At 43.5% G+C, this 17,372-nt stretch carries 17 protein-coding genes; all 17 read left to right on the top strand.

Annotation, left to right across the window (positions count from 1 at the left end; genetic code table 11):
• The first annotated feature begins 385 nt into the window (after positions 1-385).
• The 17 genes from B9N89_RS15525 to B9N89_RS15605 are packed head-to-tail and all read left to right on the top strand — an operon-like array spanning position 386 to position 17,239.
• A complete protein-coding gene (locus B9N89_RS15525) occupies positions 386-1,336 on the top strand; it encodes a beta-ketoacyl-[acyl-carrier-protein] synthase family protein (RefSeq protein WP_132320109.1) in 951 nt (316 codons plus the stop codon).
• Complete coding sequence (locus B9N89_RS15530; protein ID WP_132320107.1) at positions 1,333-1,920, top strand: GNAT family N-acetyltransferase; 588 nt, start codon at positions 1,333-1,335, stop codon at positions 1,918-1,920. Before B9N89_RS15525 ends, B9N89_RS15530 begins: the two co-directional genes overlap by 4 nt.
• Positions 1,914-2,888, top strand: a complete 975-nt coding sequence (locus B9N89_RS15535) for a beta-ketoacyl-[acyl-carrier-protein] synthase family protein (RefSeq protein ID WP_132320105.1) — start codon at positions 1,914-1,916, stop codon at positions 2,886-2,888. The genes B9N89_RS15530 and B9N89_RS15535 overlap by 7 nt, the downstream gene beginning before the upstream one ends.
• Positions 2,872-3,765: a hypothetical protein gene (locus tag B9N89_RS15540; protein ID WP_132320103.1), complete on the top strand. Its 894-nt coding sequence runs from the start codon at positions 2,872-2,874 to the stop codon at positions 3,763-3,765. Before B9N89_RS15535 ends, B9N89_RS15540 begins: the two co-directional genes overlap by 17 nt.
• Before the next feature lies 1 nt (position 3,766).
• Positions 3,767-5,002, top strand: a complete 1,236-nt coding sequence (locus B9N89_RS15545) for an ATP-grasp domain-containing protein (protein ID WP_132320101.1) — start codon at positions 3,767-3,769, stop codon at positions 5,000-5,002.
• Between the two features lie 9 nt (positions 5,003-5,011).
• Positions 5,012-5,275: an acyl carrier protein gene (locus tag B9N89_RS15550; protein WP_132320099.1), complete on the top strand. Its 264-nt coding sequence runs from the start codon at positions 5,012-5,014 to the stop codon at positions 5,273-5,275.
• A complete protein-coding gene (locus B9N89_RS15555; protein WP_132320097.1) occupies positions 5,272-6,267 on the top strand; it encodes a hypothetical protein in 996 nt (331 codons plus the stop codon). Before B9N89_RS15550 ends, B9N89_RS15555 begins: the two co-directional genes overlap by 4 nt.
• A gap of 11 nt (positions 6,268-6,278) precedes the next feature.
• Entirely contained in the window at positions 6,279-6,560 is a 282-nt protein-coding gene (locus tag B9N89_RS15560) for a pentapeptide repeat-containing protein (RefSeq protein WP_132320095.1), read from the top strand.
• 1 nt (position 6,561) lies between these two features.
• Positions 6,562-7,749, top strand: coding sequence for an acyl-CoA dehydrogenase family protein (locus B9N89_RS15565; RefSeq protein ID WP_132320093.1), 1,188 nt, complete (start codon positions 6,562-6,564; stop codon positions 7,747-7,749).
• An 18-nt stretch (positions 7,750-7,767) separates the two neighbouring features.
• Positions 7,768-8,688 carry an acyl-CoA dehydrogenase family protein gene (locus B9N89_RS15570; protein WP_132320091.1) on the top strand — a complete coding sequence of 307 codons (921 nt, stop codon included), beginning with the start codon at positions 7,768-7,770 and terminating at the stop codon, positions 8,686-8,688.
• A gap of 4 nt (positions 8,689-8,692) precedes the next feature.
• Positions 8,693-10,264, top strand: a complete 1,572-nt coding sequence (locus tag B9N89_RS15575) for an acyl-CoA ligase (AMP-forming), exosortase A system-associated (RefSeq protein ID WP_132320089.1) — start codon at positions 8,693-8,695, stop codon at positions 10,262-10,264.
• Positions 10,261-11,478 carry a type III PLP-dependent enzyme domain-containing protein gene (locus B9N89_RS15580; RefSeq protein WP_159455405.1) on the top strand — a complete coding sequence of 406 codons (1,218 nt, stop codon included), beginning with the start codon at positions 10,261-10,263 and terminating at the stop codon, positions 11,476-11,478. Before B9N89_RS15575 ends, B9N89_RS15580 begins: the two co-directional genes overlap by 4 nt.
• Positions 11,479-11,527: 49 nt before the next feature.
• A complete protein-coding gene (locus tag B9N89_RS15585; protein ID WP_207912286.1) occupies positions 11,528-12,832 on the top strand; it encodes an MATE family efflux transporter in 1,305 nt (434 codons plus the stop codon).
• A 20-nt stretch (positions 12,833-12,852) separates the two neighbouring features.
• Positions 12,853-13,422, top strand: a complete 570-nt coding sequence (locus B9N89_RS15590) for a hypothetical protein (RefSeq protein ID WP_132320083.1) — start codon at positions 12,853-12,855, stop codon at positions 13,420-13,422.
• Between the two features lie 3 nt (positions 13,423-13,425).
• Positions 13,426-14,100: an ABC transporter ATP-binding protein gene (locus B9N89_RS15595; protein WP_132320081.1), complete on the top strand. Its 675-nt coding sequence runs from the start codon at positions 13,426-13,428 to the stop codon at positions 14,098-14,100.
• Positions 14,097-16,079: an FtsX-like permease family protein gene (locus tag B9N89_RS15600; protein WP_132320079.1), complete on the top strand. Its 1,983-nt coding sequence runs from the start codon at positions 14,097-14,099 to the stop codon at positions 16,077-16,079. Before B9N89_RS15595 ends, B9N89_RS15600 begins: the two co-directional genes overlap by 4 nt.
• Positions 16,076-17,239: a hypothetical protein gene (locus B9N89_RS15605; RefSeq protein ID WP_132320077.1), complete on the top strand. Its 1,164-nt coding sequence runs from the start codon at positions 16,076-16,078 to the stop codon at positions 17,237-17,239. The genes B9N89_RS15600 and B9N89_RS15605 overlap by 4 nt, the downstream gene beginning before the upstream one ends.
• The last annotated feature ends 133 nt before the right edge of the window (positions 17,240-17,372 follow it).

The raw sequence follows: 17,372 nt of genomic DNA on the forward strand, positions 1-17,372 counted from the left end.
TGACACCATCATTATGACTATGTAGTAACAGATACCTCTACTCGCTAGCTTGCCTTTTATTGAATGGAGTTTCCTAAAAACGATGAAGTAATTTCGTAATTTTAATGAAGTTATGTATAAAAACTTCATTGATCGACGATCGAACAAAGGTTCATCACACTTTAAGATGGAAGCGACTCTCTGTCTTTATCAGCACTTCCGCGAGTTTCTGGTAATTTTTTCCCTCAAAATCGAAAACATCGAACTTTGGTCTACTTGTTGCTTAGTTAACTTGAATAGAAGTTGGGAACTACTCATATACAACTGAAAGGCTACCAACGGAACTATTCCTCTCTTTAACTTTTAATACTGTCCTCGAATAAGTCTCAAGGAAGTGAGGTAACTTATGGGAATTGGCATCATTGATATTGAATATCAGTTAGGATCCACCCTATGCTCCACTGATGATTACTGTAAAGATCATGGTATTGATCAAGACTTAAGTAGTAGGTTGCATCGCAATGCCTCCCAACATTACTATAGATCCCATCCAAAAGAGATATTTGAACTCGGAGTGAAGTGCGTTGATGATATCTTACGCAACAATGGTAAAAAACCGAAAGATGTGTCCTATATAGTCTACTGCCACACATCTCAGGCAAACGTTCTTCCCCCTCCTTTCTCTATTGTCGATATCATTAGGCAATCGTGTCATCTAACAAACTCAGTTGGGTTCTCGGTGAGTCAACAGAATTGCGTCTCACCGATTCATGCCCTCTCAATATTAAATCAATTGATGGAACGAGAAGAGGAAGACAAAGTAGCGGTTCTAGTAACCATTGATACTATATTATTAGAGCACCTGCGTAGGATAAGTGATAGCGGTATGCAAAGCGATGGAGCGTCAGCAATCCTAATAGGTCCCTCTTTTATTGCTGGAAATGAAATAACAGGAATCAGTACATTCAATGATAAGAAAACCCTTCATGGGATACTAGACGATGGTAGTTATGAGGAAAGCCCCAACTATCTGTGGAACTGTACGTCTCTCATGCGAAAAAGCATGCGTGCCAGTGGTATTTCTGCAAGTTCAATCGAAACAGTTTGTCCACAGAATACACACAAGCCGTCTTGGCCTATCGTCCTCAATGCTTTAAAGATTCCGCTTGCCAGGTTGCATGACAATGGATTGAACAATATTGGCCATGTACTTGGGTCAGATATAGCAATCAATATTAAGGATTCAGGCGCCTATAAAAAGCCTGGTCATCATCTGATTTTCTCTAGTGGTATTGGTGGATGCTTTGGTTCCTTTGTACTTAAAACTAATAGAATAAATAGGGCAGAGAGAGCATGATGCAGAACTTTGATCTCAATGAATCCATACTCGTCCCCTACGACAAGAGTTACTTTGAAAAGGCCAGGCGCTGGCTCCAGAGAGAAAGCGTTTCGAAGTGGTTAGATATGGGTCTGGGTAAGCAGAAACTAAGCGATATTGAATTGCACGTCTTCCTTCTCAATCATAACAACAAGATTTTTCTTTATGGTCCGTCTGAAGACAATCTGGTTGGATTAATGTGCTTGAATGGTTTTACGCATCGCATGGGCCTTGGAGAAGTTTGGGGTATTCGTGGTGAAGCAGGAGGAAGTCGCTATCTTACTATTTCAGCTTTTCTGCGAGTAATCGCGACAGGTTTTTTTGATTGTAACCTTGAGTCAATCAGTACCTGGGTTGCAGAACCAAATTTCTTGTCCCACAAGGTTCATGAACGCTGCGGCTTCAAACCTACGGGACGACTTCGGCAGGCTTATGTCTTAGATGGGAGGCGCTGTGATCGCATTCTCTATGATGTGACTCGCGAAGAGTTTTCCCGGGCTTATCCAAATGTTCTAAGCTTCCGTAAGATGAAGTCCGCTACCCAGGAGGGGACTGAATGCTAAGTAGAATAGGAATCGTTGATGGCGCGTATTGCTTACCAGGCTCAGCTCAGGATATCAAGAAATGGGGCCCCAAAGTAGGAGTTAGCCAAGACAGAGTAAAAAGACTAATAAGCAATGGTTGCAAGCACTTTCATATAAGTTCCGATGAGTCAGATTCTGACTTGGTAGTGCGTGCGATTGAGTCGCTGTGGGACAAACTTCCGTTCGTTATCGACACGAAAGACATTTCCTTTATCATTCATGCTAGGACTCAGCCATTTAGTATTCCAGCGCCACCTGAATCCCTATTAAGCCATGTAAAGCGTAGATTCGGATTCGACCCACTTCTAGACCTGTCGCTAAGCCAGCTAGCATGTGCCTCTGTGATGAAGGCTATCGAGATAAGCTTGTCTATGCTGACGAGCAACCCTGAAGCAAGTTATGCACTCGTATTAACTTCTGATAGAGTTTTCGGTGAAGCAGAGTATCGACTAAGACAGGACGGGGGTATTCAAAGTGATGGTGGAGGAGCGCTATTGTTAGGGCGCAAAAATGTTAAGGCTTGGATTGCTCCTCCGATGTTTCGTTACCGAAGTAAGCTCCATTTAGGGCCATTGGCCCCCGGGAACGCTCAGATTATAGCTCAGACTTGCTGGAAAGATAGCCGAGACCTGATTCTGCAATCCATAGACACCTATCAGTTAGGCCCAACGGATATATTACCTATTAATGCGGATCTTTCTCTTTGGCAGTTGATTATCAAGTCTTTGGCTTGGAATACAGATAGGCTATTCGCAGGTAATATAAAGCGAAGAGGGCATGCTTGCTCGAATGACTTCATCATAAACATGGTCGACTACGGCTTTGAGAGAATCACAGAAAATTGCCCAATCTTATCCTTTGGCCAATCAAATTTAGGTACTCAAGCATGTATGATTTCTTATCCCGTTAATCAGTACTGGGAGGCACATTTTGAAAGTCTTGCTTAATTTGTGTATTGAAGCTCTTGACTATAGATACAGCTTTCCACACGGTATATATGAACGAAAGCTTCGCTATCCCTACCTATTGGAGCAATCGGGAAGGCATTCTTTGCCAGTAGGGATGACAGCTTCTGTTGACGATCTGCAGAGCGAAAAGCATCATGACGTTGGCGACCATTTAGCAGTTCTGATTGAGAATATCTCTGCCGATATCAGCGATATTCGAGGCCTTAGACACATTCATAGTCAATGTACGATTAATGATAATTTCTTAGGATCTCGCTGCCTTCGCATACACCATGAGCACGGACTTCCTTGTGAAAGTATTGCGATAGATCAGGTGGGAACTGCAGGAATAGGCGCTAGTTTGATGCTTCTGGGCCTTTCTCGTTCACAGGGTTGTGTTCTACTTACTTGTGCCGATCAATGGCTGAGTCCGTTTACTACAACTTCAATTGAGGGCTTTTCCTACCAAGATGCCTGCGGAGCTTTATTCCTAGGTAGCTCGTTCACGGATCAAACTATAGCAACGATTGAATGGATCAGTTCATTTTCAGGTCATAAGAGCGAAAGTCATGAGAATCTTTTTCAGAGTTTTTCAATATGGCTGAGCCGACTTGTGAGAGACAAAGCGTCTTCTCCAGATCTAGTCATCGGGGAAGCCTATCCAACTTACTTAACAAAACATATTGGATCGGTTCTCACTGTTTCGAATGTGGCCCCTGCACGATCGTCTCACGAAGCGTCAGCTGCAGCTATTGCATCAATCGTAGAGGGATCAAAAAGCCTTCAAAATGGTGGGCGCGCGCTCATCTGGTCCCTCAGCCTATCAGGCCATGGCTATGCATTCTTTGTAGACTATAACAAAAGAAAGGAACGATAGTATGTCAAAGCATATTTTAGTACTAGCGCGAGGAGAAAGTCGAAACTACCGACTCGCAAATGGCAAGCCTGTTTTTTGTGACCTTGATGCTAGGGTTTCGGTATTCACTGATAAAAAAAACAAAGATATTCTGCTCGAATTGGATGACATTCACGCGGGGCACATTGTCCGCTGGAGGCGCCATCAGGCAATCCTTGAGTTGGCAAAAGAAATTCATAGAGTAAATCCTCTTTGCGCTGTTGCAGCTTTCTCCGAAGAGGACGTCGAGCTTGCGGCAAGTATCCGGAGGGAGATTGGCATTTCTGGAACCGATTCGGATACTGCGAAGAAATTTCGTGATAAGGTCTATATGAAAGAGATGCTCGCCGGAGCGAAAACGTTCCGTAACCCGCACTTTAAAGGCGTGTTTACGAAAAGAGACACTGAAGAATTCTTAGACAAGTATGGTAAGGTCGTTCTAAAACCTCGGGATAGCCAAGGTTCAAAAGGCGTTGCTATCATTGAAAATAATGAGCAGATAGAAGAATGGTTTGCTGATGATCCACCCCTCCACGAATTTCAACTTGAAGAGTTTGTCGATGGAGTTCTCTATCATATCAATTCTTTGGTGCAGGGGGAACGAGCTGTTTTTCACTCAGTTGCTCCTTATATTCCTGAAATGGGGAATATCGATTATTACGAAGGACGACCATTCGTTTCAGTCATCGAAACTGAGCCAAAAGTCTGCGAGACCCTAGAAGCTGTCGCTAATGAAGTTATCACTCTTCTCGGTCTGCAGAAAGGCGTCACCCACCTAGAGGTTTTCCTTAATAACAAAGGTGAGATCGTGTTTTGTGAAGTCGCAGCGCGAGCAGGGGGTGGAGGTATCGTCGCCATGATTGAAGAGGCCAGTGGAGTCAATCTGAATCGTGAGCTACTAAAAATTGAGCTTGATGAGGGTTGGACAGATTCGCTAGTGCCAATTGGTGAGGAGCGGAGATCCTGTGGCTTAATTGGAATACGCAACCATAGATTTGGAAGCGTAACATCTATCCCTAGTCTAGCTGAATTCAAGAACACCTGGATTCACCGATCAGAGATAAATTCCAGAATTGGAATGACAGCATTACCAGCGTCTCACTGTACAGATTTTTCAGCTTTCTTCATCGTTTCGGGTAAGTCTTATCAAGAAACGTTAGATCGTATTTTAAGTATAAATATGCATTTCAACGAACATTTTAAAGTAGAATCACTGTAGGAGAATATCATGCTAGCAAGAGATAAAGTGCAAGGCGATGCAGCGCTAAAACTAAAGCAGATCCTTTTCAATGTACTAGGCACAGATGAGTCTATTGCAATCGAAGATGATACAAATCTCTTCGAGATTGGTCTAGTTTCAATAAACGTTGTGGAAGTCCTAACGCAGATAGAAGAGGTTTTTCATTTCACGATCGATATCGAGGATGTTTCACCAGAGCTTTTCGCGCAGTTTGGAACTCTTAGAGACTTTGTTAGAAGGAAGATAAAGTGAAGCAGACGTTTACCATTGGAATACAGGATTCGGCTGCTGTAGTACCTACATCAATCGGAAACATTCGATCATGGAGTCGTGATTGTCTTGAGACCTTAGCTATGAAGCGCTCGGATCATTACACCGATGTTGTAAATATGCTGCTTGTACAATTACCAAATATAGATTTTCGATCCGTGCTTACTGAGGGAATATCTAAATGTGGCGATGAGCAATTTCTCTATACGGAAGATCAAAGCCAGTTCGATATTGCACTGAAAGCCCTACGCAAGCTGTGCGCCAATGATGAGATAAGCAACTCATTAATCTATAGTCACAGTTCAATAGAGGAAGCTGTCTATGCCTCCAATGCATCGCGGCTCGCTGCAGCCATGGATTGGTCAAGTCGTCCCCATTTTGCTTTGTCACAAATGGGTAGCGTTAGCTTTTTCCAGGCATTGAAGATTATAGATCAAAGCTCAAATTTCACTGTCGATGAATTTTCTGTCTATTGCAGTGCGGAAAGGTGGCCAAAACCCTATCCACGTTCTAAAGGATCCTTAGACCCCTTATCGGATGGAGCTTGTGCTCTTAGAATCAGCAGATCGGACCAGGCAAGACTTAAACTTCTTCAGATCTACCAGGAAGGATGTGAACCCTTTTTGAGCCTAGAGCAAGGTAAGGTAAGCTTCGACAGCGAGAGAATGAAGAATTTTGCCATGGGAGCTCTCGATCGGGCTCTAGAAAATGTCTCTGAAAATCTTTCTGTGAAGATCGTACTTTCCTGTCCTTCTAAAAAGGTTGCTGATGCTATTTATAAAGATTCAAATTTACGATTTGAACCTCTTAATGAGAAGCTCGGGTATTTTGCCAGTGCTGATGTTACGTATATGGTACATCAAGTCGTGGAACAGCTGAAGGTCGAACCTATGTCTTGGATCGACGATCTTCTACTTTTTTGTGGTATTAGTAGTAATGGAAATTTTGGGGCGGCGCTATTTTCCCCTCACTAATTGGAGTATGTATGTCTCTCATTCAACTAGAAGATAAAGATTATAAAATAGTCGCGCAAGACTCAAAGCTAAGAGCAAGCAGTTTTACTGACTGTCTCTTGAGTGAAGTAAAATTTGTAGACTCGAACTTTCAGAATAGTCTTTTTAAAGAATGTTCCTTTAAGGATACCTCATTTCAAGAAGTAGATCTTTCCGGAGTTTCAATTTCTGACTGTGAATACCAAGGTATGACTATTGAAGGAGTGCCTGTAAGAGATCTGATTACGGTCTATAAAGAGAAAATGGGGCTGTAGTATGTTTCTGGATAAACTTGTACATCAAGATATGGATGCTTTAAAAAAGGATTTCCCAGAGGAAGGAGTAGCGTTTGAAGAAGTACTTCACCACTTGCCAACTTATGTAGTTCCTTCTGATAAGACAAGTAGTATCTGTCCTTCATTATGGAACACATTGAATCTGTATTTTCTCAATCGCATGAATATCCCCCTGAATTTAGGGGGACTAAATATTGCTTCGAAAGCATACCATCGAACCTTGCTGTTCGAAGAAATGGGTAGAATCGGACCGGGCATTTCTATTTCTCTGCCCGGTCCTGGACTTTCAATGCCCCCTGTTTTCGCACTTGGTACTCGAGAGCAACAAGAATCGTATGTTAAAGACTTCCTCACCGATTCAGAACCTGTTTGGGGGGCTTTTGCCATCACTGAGCCTTCCTGTGGCTCAGATGCTACTGCAATACAAACACGCATCGATAAAGATGGTGACTCTTTCCTACTAAGCGGCGAGAAGTGTTTTGTAACCAATGGAGCACGAGCGACGAAGCTAGTTGTTTTTGCTAGCATAGCACCTGATAAAGGCCGCTTTGGGATCCGAGCTTTTGTCGTAGATAGAGCAAAAGCTGGCGTTTCAATCGACCGAGTCGAAAATATGATGGGGCTTAGGCCGAGTCAACTAACTAATTTTTCATTCGATCGAGTGAGGCTAGAAAGCAGTGATATGCTTGGACACACTGGCAAAAGAGGGCCTTTGATAGACGCCTTTGCAGGTGCTCAGCAAGCCTGGGACTACATGAGACCATGTTTAGCAGCAGTTATCAACGGCTGTTGCTTGTCAGCGCTAAATTTAGCAGAGCATAGTCTCAAAACAGATCAAAGTAGTCTAACTGTCAAGCAAATCCTCAATCTTGAGAGCAAGATTAGTCTCTGGAGGCTTCGACTAGATGCTGCTCGCGGCTTATGCTTTAAGGCAGTAAGAAAGTACGATGAAGGTGCTTCATGCTCCTTGGAAGCTTCTATGGCTAAAGCATCTAGTTCTAGCTTGGCTATGGAAATCGCTCACGAACTATATGATATCTTTCACTATGAAGCTTGTCAGCCAGGAAGTTTTTGGCAAAGGTTCTATCGAGATGCGAAGGCCTTCGATATTCTAGAGGGTACGGGTGATATGCAAAGGATGATGGTTGCACAATTGTACAGACCTTAAACAAAGAGGAAATATGGTATGCTTCATTCGATAGCTCAGGAACATAACTTTATCTTCGAACAATTGGAAACCTGCTTTCGCAGAAGCAAGCCTATTTGGATGGAAGGTAAGAGAGATAGCCACGCTTATCATGATTTGCTGGAATCCATTCGCCAACTCGATATACCATCGTGCATGTGGATGTTGGAAAGCGACCAGGGGTCACAAGATTATACGATTACTTTGTACGAGTTATCTAAGAATGTCGCTGAGCAAGATCTTGGTCTCGCTATGGAGGGCCTGGGAGGTCTTGTTCAAGAATATGCTTTAGAGCTTTCCAGTGGAAGTCTAGACTCTTTGTTTCTGACATCTGTCGGTGTACTTAGCAGTGGGTCTACGCCCCCCAAAAGCCAGCTAGGTTTAGCCTTTAGCAGAAATGCGGGAAGTCTCCAGATCCATAAATTACAGCATGGTTCTCAAGCCGATCTTGACCTGTTAGGGCTTGAGTACACAAACCTGCTATTGTCAGAATCTTGCGGCACTAAGGCAATTAAAGAAGACAAGGTAGCAACTCTTGCGCGCTATGGACGTGCACTTTTGCTCGGTATGCTGACGGGAACTCTCAAGCGAATGCTGAAGGAAGCGATGGCCTATAGTAGAGTACGAAAATCCTCTGGTAAGGCTATCTTTCATCATCAAGCTATAAGTTTGAGGTTGGGCAGCATCGCTATGGACTATGAATCTTTGGATCTTTTGGCCAAGCAAAGCTTTCTAGTTCGTGACCAGCCATTACAATTAAAGTCATTTTTAGCAGCATTGAGCCACTATGCTCATGGTGTTTGCAAGGAATCGGTGCAAGTTGCAGGTGGTCATGGCTACGTCGATGGCTTGCCTCTCAAACGTCTCTATGAGGAATCTAAGGGTTTTGTGAGTTTCTTAATACTAGTATTAGAGGGCTAATAGGATGAGCGCAGCGTTTCTTATTCATCATCTTTACGAAGAACACTTGAAAAAATGCGGAGAAGAGACTGCAATTGTTGATCAAGATATAGGTTATAGTTATCTTGACTTGCATAGAAGAGTTGACAAACTAGAGTGCACGCTACGATCTCTGGCGTTTAAACGAGGCGATCGTATTGCTATCTTTCTGCCAAAAAGCATAGACTTTATTGTTTGTGTCCTAGCTATAAGCCGCTCAGGCCTAGTGTTTATTCCCATAAATCCAAGTCTTAAGTCAGATCAAGTGCGGCATATTTTAGAAGATAGCGAAAGCTCTGCGATCATAACATCGAAGCTTAAACTTGATCTTCTTGGTGGTCAATTTCGCGATGATTCCCATTCATGGCAAAGATTGATTATTAAAGACAACGAATTGTTTCATGATGGCAAGCTAGTGAGTCCCGCATCATACTCGGACGATACGTTACAACCCACTGAGACGGACCTAGCAGCACTTTTTTATACATCGGGATCGACGGGTCAACCGAAAGGCGTCATGCTTTCTCATCGAAACATTGTTGCCGGGGCAATGAGTGTTGCTTCATATCTGAAGAATTGCAAAAGTGATCGTATTCTAGCTGCACTACCATTCTCTTTTGATGCTGGTTTTTCTCAGATTACTACCTCGTTGTTTGCCGGGTCCAGACTTATTCTGTTCGATTTCCTTTCAGGGCAGCAGTTGATATCGGCCCTTGTCAAGTACCAAATTACAGGATTAACTGCGGTACCTCCAATATTTATGGCGTTGAGCTCTGCTTCTAGGCCTACAGGCACAAGTCTGTCATTGCGTTATTTTGCCAATACTGGAGGGAAGTTACCTGTTCCGATACTAAAAAATATTCGCGCAATGTTTCCGGAAGCTCTACCTTTTCTAATGTATGGTTTGACAGAAGCCTTTCGCTCAACGTTCTTAGAGCCACATGAGGTTGAATACCGTCCCGAATCAATTGGTAAAGCGATTCCCAACGTTGAGATTCTCGTTATCAATGACCGCATGAAGGTTTGTAAGGCAGGCGAGGTCGGTGAACTCGTTCATCGGGGGCCATTGGTCAGTCAAGGCTATTGGCGGTCCCCAGAAAAAACAGCTATGCGCTTCAAACCTCTATCGTTGATTGAGGGCTTGGAAGAAAGCAAAGAAATTGCCGTTTTCTCGGGAGACCAAGTATATCAAGACGACGAGGGCTATATGTTCTTTGTTGGTCGCATGGACGGCATGATTAAGACTTCTGGCTATCGCGTGTCTCCCGAAGAAATTGAAGAGATCATTTACCGGTCAAATCTAGTTGAGGAGGTCGTAGCCTTCGGTGTGGATGACATTAAGCTAGGCCAGAAGATCGAAGTCGTTTGCTATGCAAACGGTCATTCTCAAAAGGTTAACTATAGTACAGATTTATTGAACTACTGCCGTAAGAAAATGCCAGGATACATGGTTCCACAAAAGATACATGTTTCAACAAGAGCCTTACCGAGAAATGGCAACGGAAAACTCGATAGAGCTCGTCTAACATCTGAATGTTTGGAGACACTTCTCTCATGAAGAAATTTTATGAAACCGCCTTGGACTTGTTTCAAGATGATCCGAGTATGACCTACAAAAATCTTCCACTAATGCGAAATTTAGAAAGATTTCAAGGTCCAAGCTACGTCTATTATAGAGATATGATCGACAATCGTTTGTCCACTTTTAAAGATGGCTTGAACGACATTATTAAGATTCATTATGCCATCAAGGCAAACCCAAACCCTCATATAGTAGAGCACCTAGCGAGGCATGCAGATGGTTTTGATCTGGCTTCTGGTTTTGAGTTAGACCTTGCTCTAAATACAGGCGTACATCCTAGCCGTATATCAATAGCGGGGCCTGCAAAATCACTATCGGAACTTCGCTCAGCGGCCTCAGTCGGTGCGACAGTAAACATCGAGAGCCAGAGGGAGCTGGACATTATCGGTCAGCTGAGTGAAGAGATGGGATTTTCATGCCCCGTAGCTCTAAGAATCAATGTTCCTTTTGAAACTAAGGGTTTTGGATTAAAAATGGGGGGATCACCAAGGCAGTTTGGAATCGATTGGGATCAAGTACCAGCTATGATCGATCGCTTGACTTCCTATCAACTTGACTTTCAGGGACTTCATCTGTTTTCTGGATCACAGAATTTGGATACTGAGCAGATCTCGATAGTTCAGGAAAAATCCTATGACCTAGCTCGAAAGCTTGCTGATGACTTCCAATTGACTATGAAAAAGATCAATCTCGGCGGAGGGCTTGGCATTCCCTATTACCCCAATGATCGAGCGCTCGATTCAACGGAAATAAAGCTAGGACTTAATCGAATTGCCGAACAAGCTGCACGAGATTTCGACAACGTGACCCTAGCTCTAGAATTGGGTCGCTACCTGGTAGGTGAAGCTGGAATCTATGTTTGTGAAGTTATCGATATTAAACGCTCAGGAGGCGTGAACTATGCAATTACAAATGGAGGTCTACACCATCACCTTTTAGCAACAGGAAACTTTGGGCAAGTCATACGCCGAAGTTTCCCTATTAAAGTGCTCGGGAAGACAGGGGTAGAAGATTCCTATAGGATTACCGGTTGCCTTTGTACACCTCTCGATATCTTCGCATCAGATATCAAGCTTCCCAGACTTGAAGTAGGTGACAAGATATTAGTATTTCAATCTGGAGCCTACGGAAAGAGTTCGAGTCCATCTGGATTCCTAAGTCATCCCGATGCTAAAGAAACCCTCATCTAGGACCAAAACTATGAGTCTACCTGGAAGATCATATTTGCATTCTCTTGGTATGCAGTCGCTATGGTTAACCTTTGCACAGCTTGCTCCGTTCTCGCTAGGCTTTATCATGCATCGAATCCTCGGCACCTTGGACACGTATGGTGCATTCGGACTCCTTGATAAGCTGAGTTTTGCTACAATACTTGGCGGTACTGGAATGATGCAAGCACTCTACTTCTTCTGTGGTAAAAATTTAGGACAAGGCAATGAGGATGGCTACAAGCATTCCTTGGCTAACGGATTGTTTCTAGCATTTTTTTTGGCAGTAAGTCTATCTACTTTGATCTACTCTTCAGGGGTTCTCTTTCGCTTAATTGGAATTGACCCCCACTTAAGTCACCTCACAGATGAGTTGGCTCCCTTCATGGCCATCATCATAGTACCGACAATGATTTTAGCTCCTATTAAAATTCACCTAGTCCTGAATCAAAAAGCCGGACACGTATCCTTCCTGTTCGCATTCGGAGCGATGGTTGGAGCCATCCTCTGTTACTTCGTGATGGAGAGAGAAGACTTAAATCCATTACAGACGACACAAGGGATTCTCTTAGCGGGAGGAATTGCGAATAGTTTGATACTACTCGCATCTATTCCTTTCTGTTTAGGTACTAGGGTTAAATTCCCAGGACCCTTTTTGCTTTCGTCTAGCTTCTCCTGGCAATCACAAAAAGAGATAATCAGTATGGGTTGGCCCATAAGTGGCGTCATTCTCTTAGAAAATTTTGCAATTCTTCTGTCTCTCTTTATGATTGGTACGTTTTGGCCCCAGTATACCGCTATCCATACTATTGCTCTATTATGGGTTAGTATTGGTTTGCTTGTATCACTAGGAGTCTCTCAGGCCATTGTGCAGAGAATAAGTATCCTTTGGTCTCAGGGGGAACTCTTAGAAGGAAGGCGATTTTGCCTAGTTGCAATTATGATCACTTTGGGATTTTCAACAGCCCTCATGTACGCATTTAGCTACTATCCATACGAGACTCTATCTTTATTCCATCAAAGGGAGTTCTCAGGTATCGAAGTAAAAAAGATGGTTCCCTTCTTTATGATGCAGGCTGGGATTCTGTGTACTCTGCAGAGCCTTATTATTGTTTTAGCTGCCATCTTAAGAGGAATCGGTCAAACACGAGCTCCCCTAGTCCAAGCGCTACTTGGCTACGGCATATTCGGCGGTCTGAGCCAGTACCTCTTTGCCTTCAGTCTAGCAATGGGAGCAACTGGCCTTTGGTTTGGCATGAATCTGGGTTTCGCAATTACAGTCCTAATTTTGTTTAGAAAAGTGGTTGAGGAAATCAACCTATTTCGAATTCATTAACATATGCAAGGAGCACTAATATGAGACATGTTATTTCTACCACTGCTGCTATCGTTTTTGTTACCCTGATGATCGGGAGTCATGCTCGGTCAGCCACCTGCCCTAAAGCAGCAGAATTGGAAAGTAAGTTTACCATAGTGACTAAAGAGGTGTTTCAGCAGAAAGACTCCTTTCAACGCCTCAGTATTTTGGATAAAAAGATCGCATCGATACGAGCTTCCTATAAGAATTCCAAGTGTGTGATGTATCAAAGTTACTTAGCTGTGTTGCTAGGGATGCGTAATATGTTTGTTAGCGAGGAGAAGGAGCAAGCTAAGAACTTCAAGGAATACAAGGCTTTATTTAGCCGTAGCATTAGTAAAACCAAGCGAGCTAATGACGCTGTAAACTACCTCATTAGCCTTAAAAACCAAGTCAGGACCTACTCGTACTTACCCGAAGGAATGACGAAAGAGAGAGGTGAAGCAATAAAAAACTTAGCGACTGCCGAATCTCTGCTAGACACTTTAAAAGCGGAAAAAGAAAACACTCAACTTCTAATCCAGATTAGGGAGTCACTTGCATTATCGAAACAAAGACTGGGTAGGTAAATTATGGAACTAGTAGTTGAAGGTATTAATAAGTACTACTCTTTAGGGGAACAAAGCTACCAAGCGCTTAGAGGAGTATCTGCTCGGTTTCAAGATGATGGCCTAGTCGCGCTAGTAGGACCAAGCGGATCTGGAAAATCGACTCTACTCCACTGTCTTGGCCTCATTGATCCTGTTGAATCAGGACAAATCTATTTTGAAGGACAACGTATCGACAGTCTAGGAGACGATAAGAAAAGTAGTTTTCGGCTTTCGCGATTCGGATTTATTTTTCAGTCCTATCACTTAATTCCCACTCTCAGTGTGGTAGAGAATGTTGCCTTACCAGCTATATACCTTAGTCGTGATGTGAGGCGGAGTCAGTCGTATGCTAAGCACCTCTTAGAACGAGTCGGACTTGGTGAATTTAATAAGAGACGAGTTAGCCAGTTGAGCGGTGGTCAGAGGCAGAGGGTTGCTATAGCACGGTCTTTGGTCAATCGACCGCGTATCATCTTTGCAGATGAGCCCACCGCAAATTTGGATTCGAGTACCTCAGGTGATGTCTTGGACCTATTTCAAGAGATTGTGGCGGAAGAGCAGATTATGGCAATTGTTTCTACTCATGACCCCGAAGTGGCCCAGCGGGCGAATCGCATTATCAAGATGAAAGATGGCCAGTTGGAGGTGACTCAATGATCTACAAATTTTTATTAAAGATGGCCTGTCTTAATTTGATGCGTTCACCTAAACGTAGCGTAATAACTGTTATGTCCATCTGTGTTGGCGTCTTGGGATCATTAGTTTTCTATGGCTATATGCAATATACATACTGGGGGCTTAGTGAGAACTTTGCTAGATCTGGAAACGGGCACGTGCAGATTGCAAGATCCAGCTGGTTTGGCTCTAGCACGCCTGAAAAAGAACGTAGTGAGATACGTGATTTGTCAGAAATTGAAACACATATTCTTGAAGATCCAGCTCTCGCGAAACTCATAGAAGGATCCTCCCTAAAGCGCACATTCAGCGGTGTGATCGGTACCGGAGAAGGCAGCACTGTTTTCGTTGCCGATGCTGTTGATCCAGAGGGACAAATTTCCTTAAGCAGTTGGTCGCCAGTAAACTTGGGAGAGAATATCATCGAGGAGGAGCCTTATGGAGTAGTCATAGGTAGGCGCATGGCGGAACGTCTAGAATTGGCTATCGGAGATTCGGCTTCTCTATTGGTATCTACCGATGACGGTCGAATGAATGCGATCGACGTGTCGATTCTGGGTTTGCTAGAGTCTCGTTCCAGAGATATTGAGGCCGTTCGTTTGATTATACCGTTCTCGACAGCTATAGCTTCACTACAATCAAAGCAGGCCGATTATTTGGCTCTATCACTTTACGATACTGAAACCACAGATCTGGCTATAATTAAACTTCAGAGGATTATGGAACAGTACCCTGGCTTTCAGGCTAAACCATGGCACGAAGTGGCAGATTTCTATTTGGGTGTTAAAAACCTTAATGATCGGCTGTTTTTGATTTTCCTAGTTATTCTGTCTCTTGTCTCTCTGTTGGCCATGTCTAACACGATTCATATGTCAATTATGGAGCGAAATGATGAAATCGGAATCCTCCGTTCAATTGGCATTTTTAGGCGATTTATCAGTTTTCTGTTTATACACGAGACAGTAATTCTCGCTCTCGTGGGGTGCACTGTGGGGGCTGGTCTCGCTCTAACAATTGCTGGGGGAATCGACCTTATTGGTGGTATTCCAATGCCACCACCACCAGGTGCAAATAAAGGTTACAATTTAAAATTATTTATTGATTGGAAGGGAGTTGCAATCGTGATGTCTATAACCTTATTTAGTGCTGCATTGGCTAGTGTATTTCCAGTTCGAACTGCGAGTCGTCGCAAAATCATCGATCTACTTCTGAAAACAGCTGTTATTTTGTGCGCAATCGTCCCTGCAATCGGGATTTCTTCTGAATCTCAGGATCTCGACGGAAAAGAACTATTGCAGAAGATCAATAGCCAATTCCCATACCCTAAAGATATACCATTTCTTGCTGAAGTTGAATTTCAGCATCTCATCGATGGGAAGGAAAAATCCAAAGTCGTCTATCGCTCGGCGTCGCAAGGCTATAATAAAATAGCTGTGGCAGTTTCCGGGGCGAAGAGACAAAGGATGGCTGTATTACGCACTACGAAGGGGGTTTGGATTCAGAAGGAGGGAAGTCGCCTACAGCTTCGAATTTCTCCAACACAACGCATTGTAGGAGAAGCCTCCATAGGTGATATCTTAGATGTGCGTTTTAATGGTGTTGATTACCAAGTAAAGAGTCTATCTCGAAAGAATGGAGTCTCTTTTCTGGAGCTAAAGGGTGTTGGTAGAGAGGCTAGCTACGGTTCAATAGTACTGGAGTTTGACGAGCAAAGCTCTCAGCTAAAAGAGATCCAGTACTTTGCTCTTTCAGGAAAAATGATCAAAAAAGGCCTACCTATTTACCTAGACAAGGATCGAATTTTGGATGGAATCACCGTGGTAGATGCCATCAACCCAAAGAGGCAGACTAAGGTAAGTTTTTTAGGTGTTAGACCCGTCAAGGAATGGCCATTGAGCTTCTATGCGAAGGCCAAGTTATCCCGATCCACCAAGAAGATTATCAAGGAGCAAGTTAGATGAAGGATTTCCTTCCTTCTGTCCTCTGTTTTTGCCTTTTGCTACATAGTTGTGATCTAAAGGCTGAAGACTTGAGCATGTACCCGTCCATGGAAGCTACCAATAGCTATTGGCGAGATGCAAAGGGTGGCGAACCTGTTAATGTAAACACGTTCAGTTTAAGGTTAAAAGGAGAATGGGGTGACGAATCTCTTCTAGGAGTTTTTGATGTTCAAGGTGAATGCCAATCAGGGAGCCACCTTGATAATCACGAGCCATGCGCCGGAGAAGTGATCGAAGCCTTTAACAAATGGGAAACCGATACATGGAGTTTTATTGTCGGTCGCTACTCCTATCGAATCGGCTCAGGAATCAGCACCAACCCTTCCCAGCCAGAACGTACTGGAATGCGAAATGATCAAGGACCATTTGTTGTCGATCGTGGCTCCGATATGCTCAAAATATCTGCTATGATACATGGGGAACTTTCACTTGGAGCAATGACGATCTTTGAGAAAGATCGAGATCTTATGGTTCCCTATGTGACAATTGATCATGAGGGAGATACTCTCCAAAGCCGAACAATTGTTGGCCAGAGATTTTTTGGCCAGAACCTAAGTGCCACACCATTGGACTTTTTGGTTGTCTATCTTGAATACAACCTACACAAACGACGTGACCGTGAAACGATCTACAGTGATGGCTTGCTAGGCACTCGTATGGGAATCGGGAACCTACCACTATCCCTAGGGCTGGAATTGATTCGTATTAGCCATGGACTTAATGGAACGCGAAGTCGAGACTATCTGGAGGGGCTTGATCGTGGAGATAAGCGAGTAAGTTTAGGAACACGCTATGACTCATATGACCATCGGAAACCAGGTTCAAATGATACCTTTATTTGGGGAGCGAGTCAGTGGCTCAGCCGTGACCTCTTATACATCAATGCTATTACTCATTTCGGTAGTCCATGGTCACCGATTATAAGAGGTTATCACTCTCTTAGTGATAGTAGCTCTATTTCTATTATTGGAGTGCAATACTCCTCTTTAACTTCAGATCAGCAACTAACAGCTTCCATGGATCTTGAAAGTTTTCACGGTGATACTTATAGTGAATGGGGAAGGGTTGAAGATCAAGTCCATCAATCGACTCTTAGCTTGCGGTTAGGTTTTCGGTGGTGACAGCATCATTAAGCTGATAATTGACCTAATTGAATACCAACTGGCCTTCTGCCAGCCTATCAAGGGCTAGCCTTGGCCATTTCCAGGCTACCGGACTACTTTCACTCTGATTGTCTCACACTCCCCTGGCCCA

This window comes from Pseudobacteriovorax antillogorgiicola (assembly GCF_900177345.1).
GTDB classification, from domain to species: domain Bacteria; phylum Bdellovibrionota_B; class Oligoflexia; order Oligoflexales; family Oligoflexaceae; genus Pseudobacteriovorax; species Pseudobacteriovorax antillogorgiicola.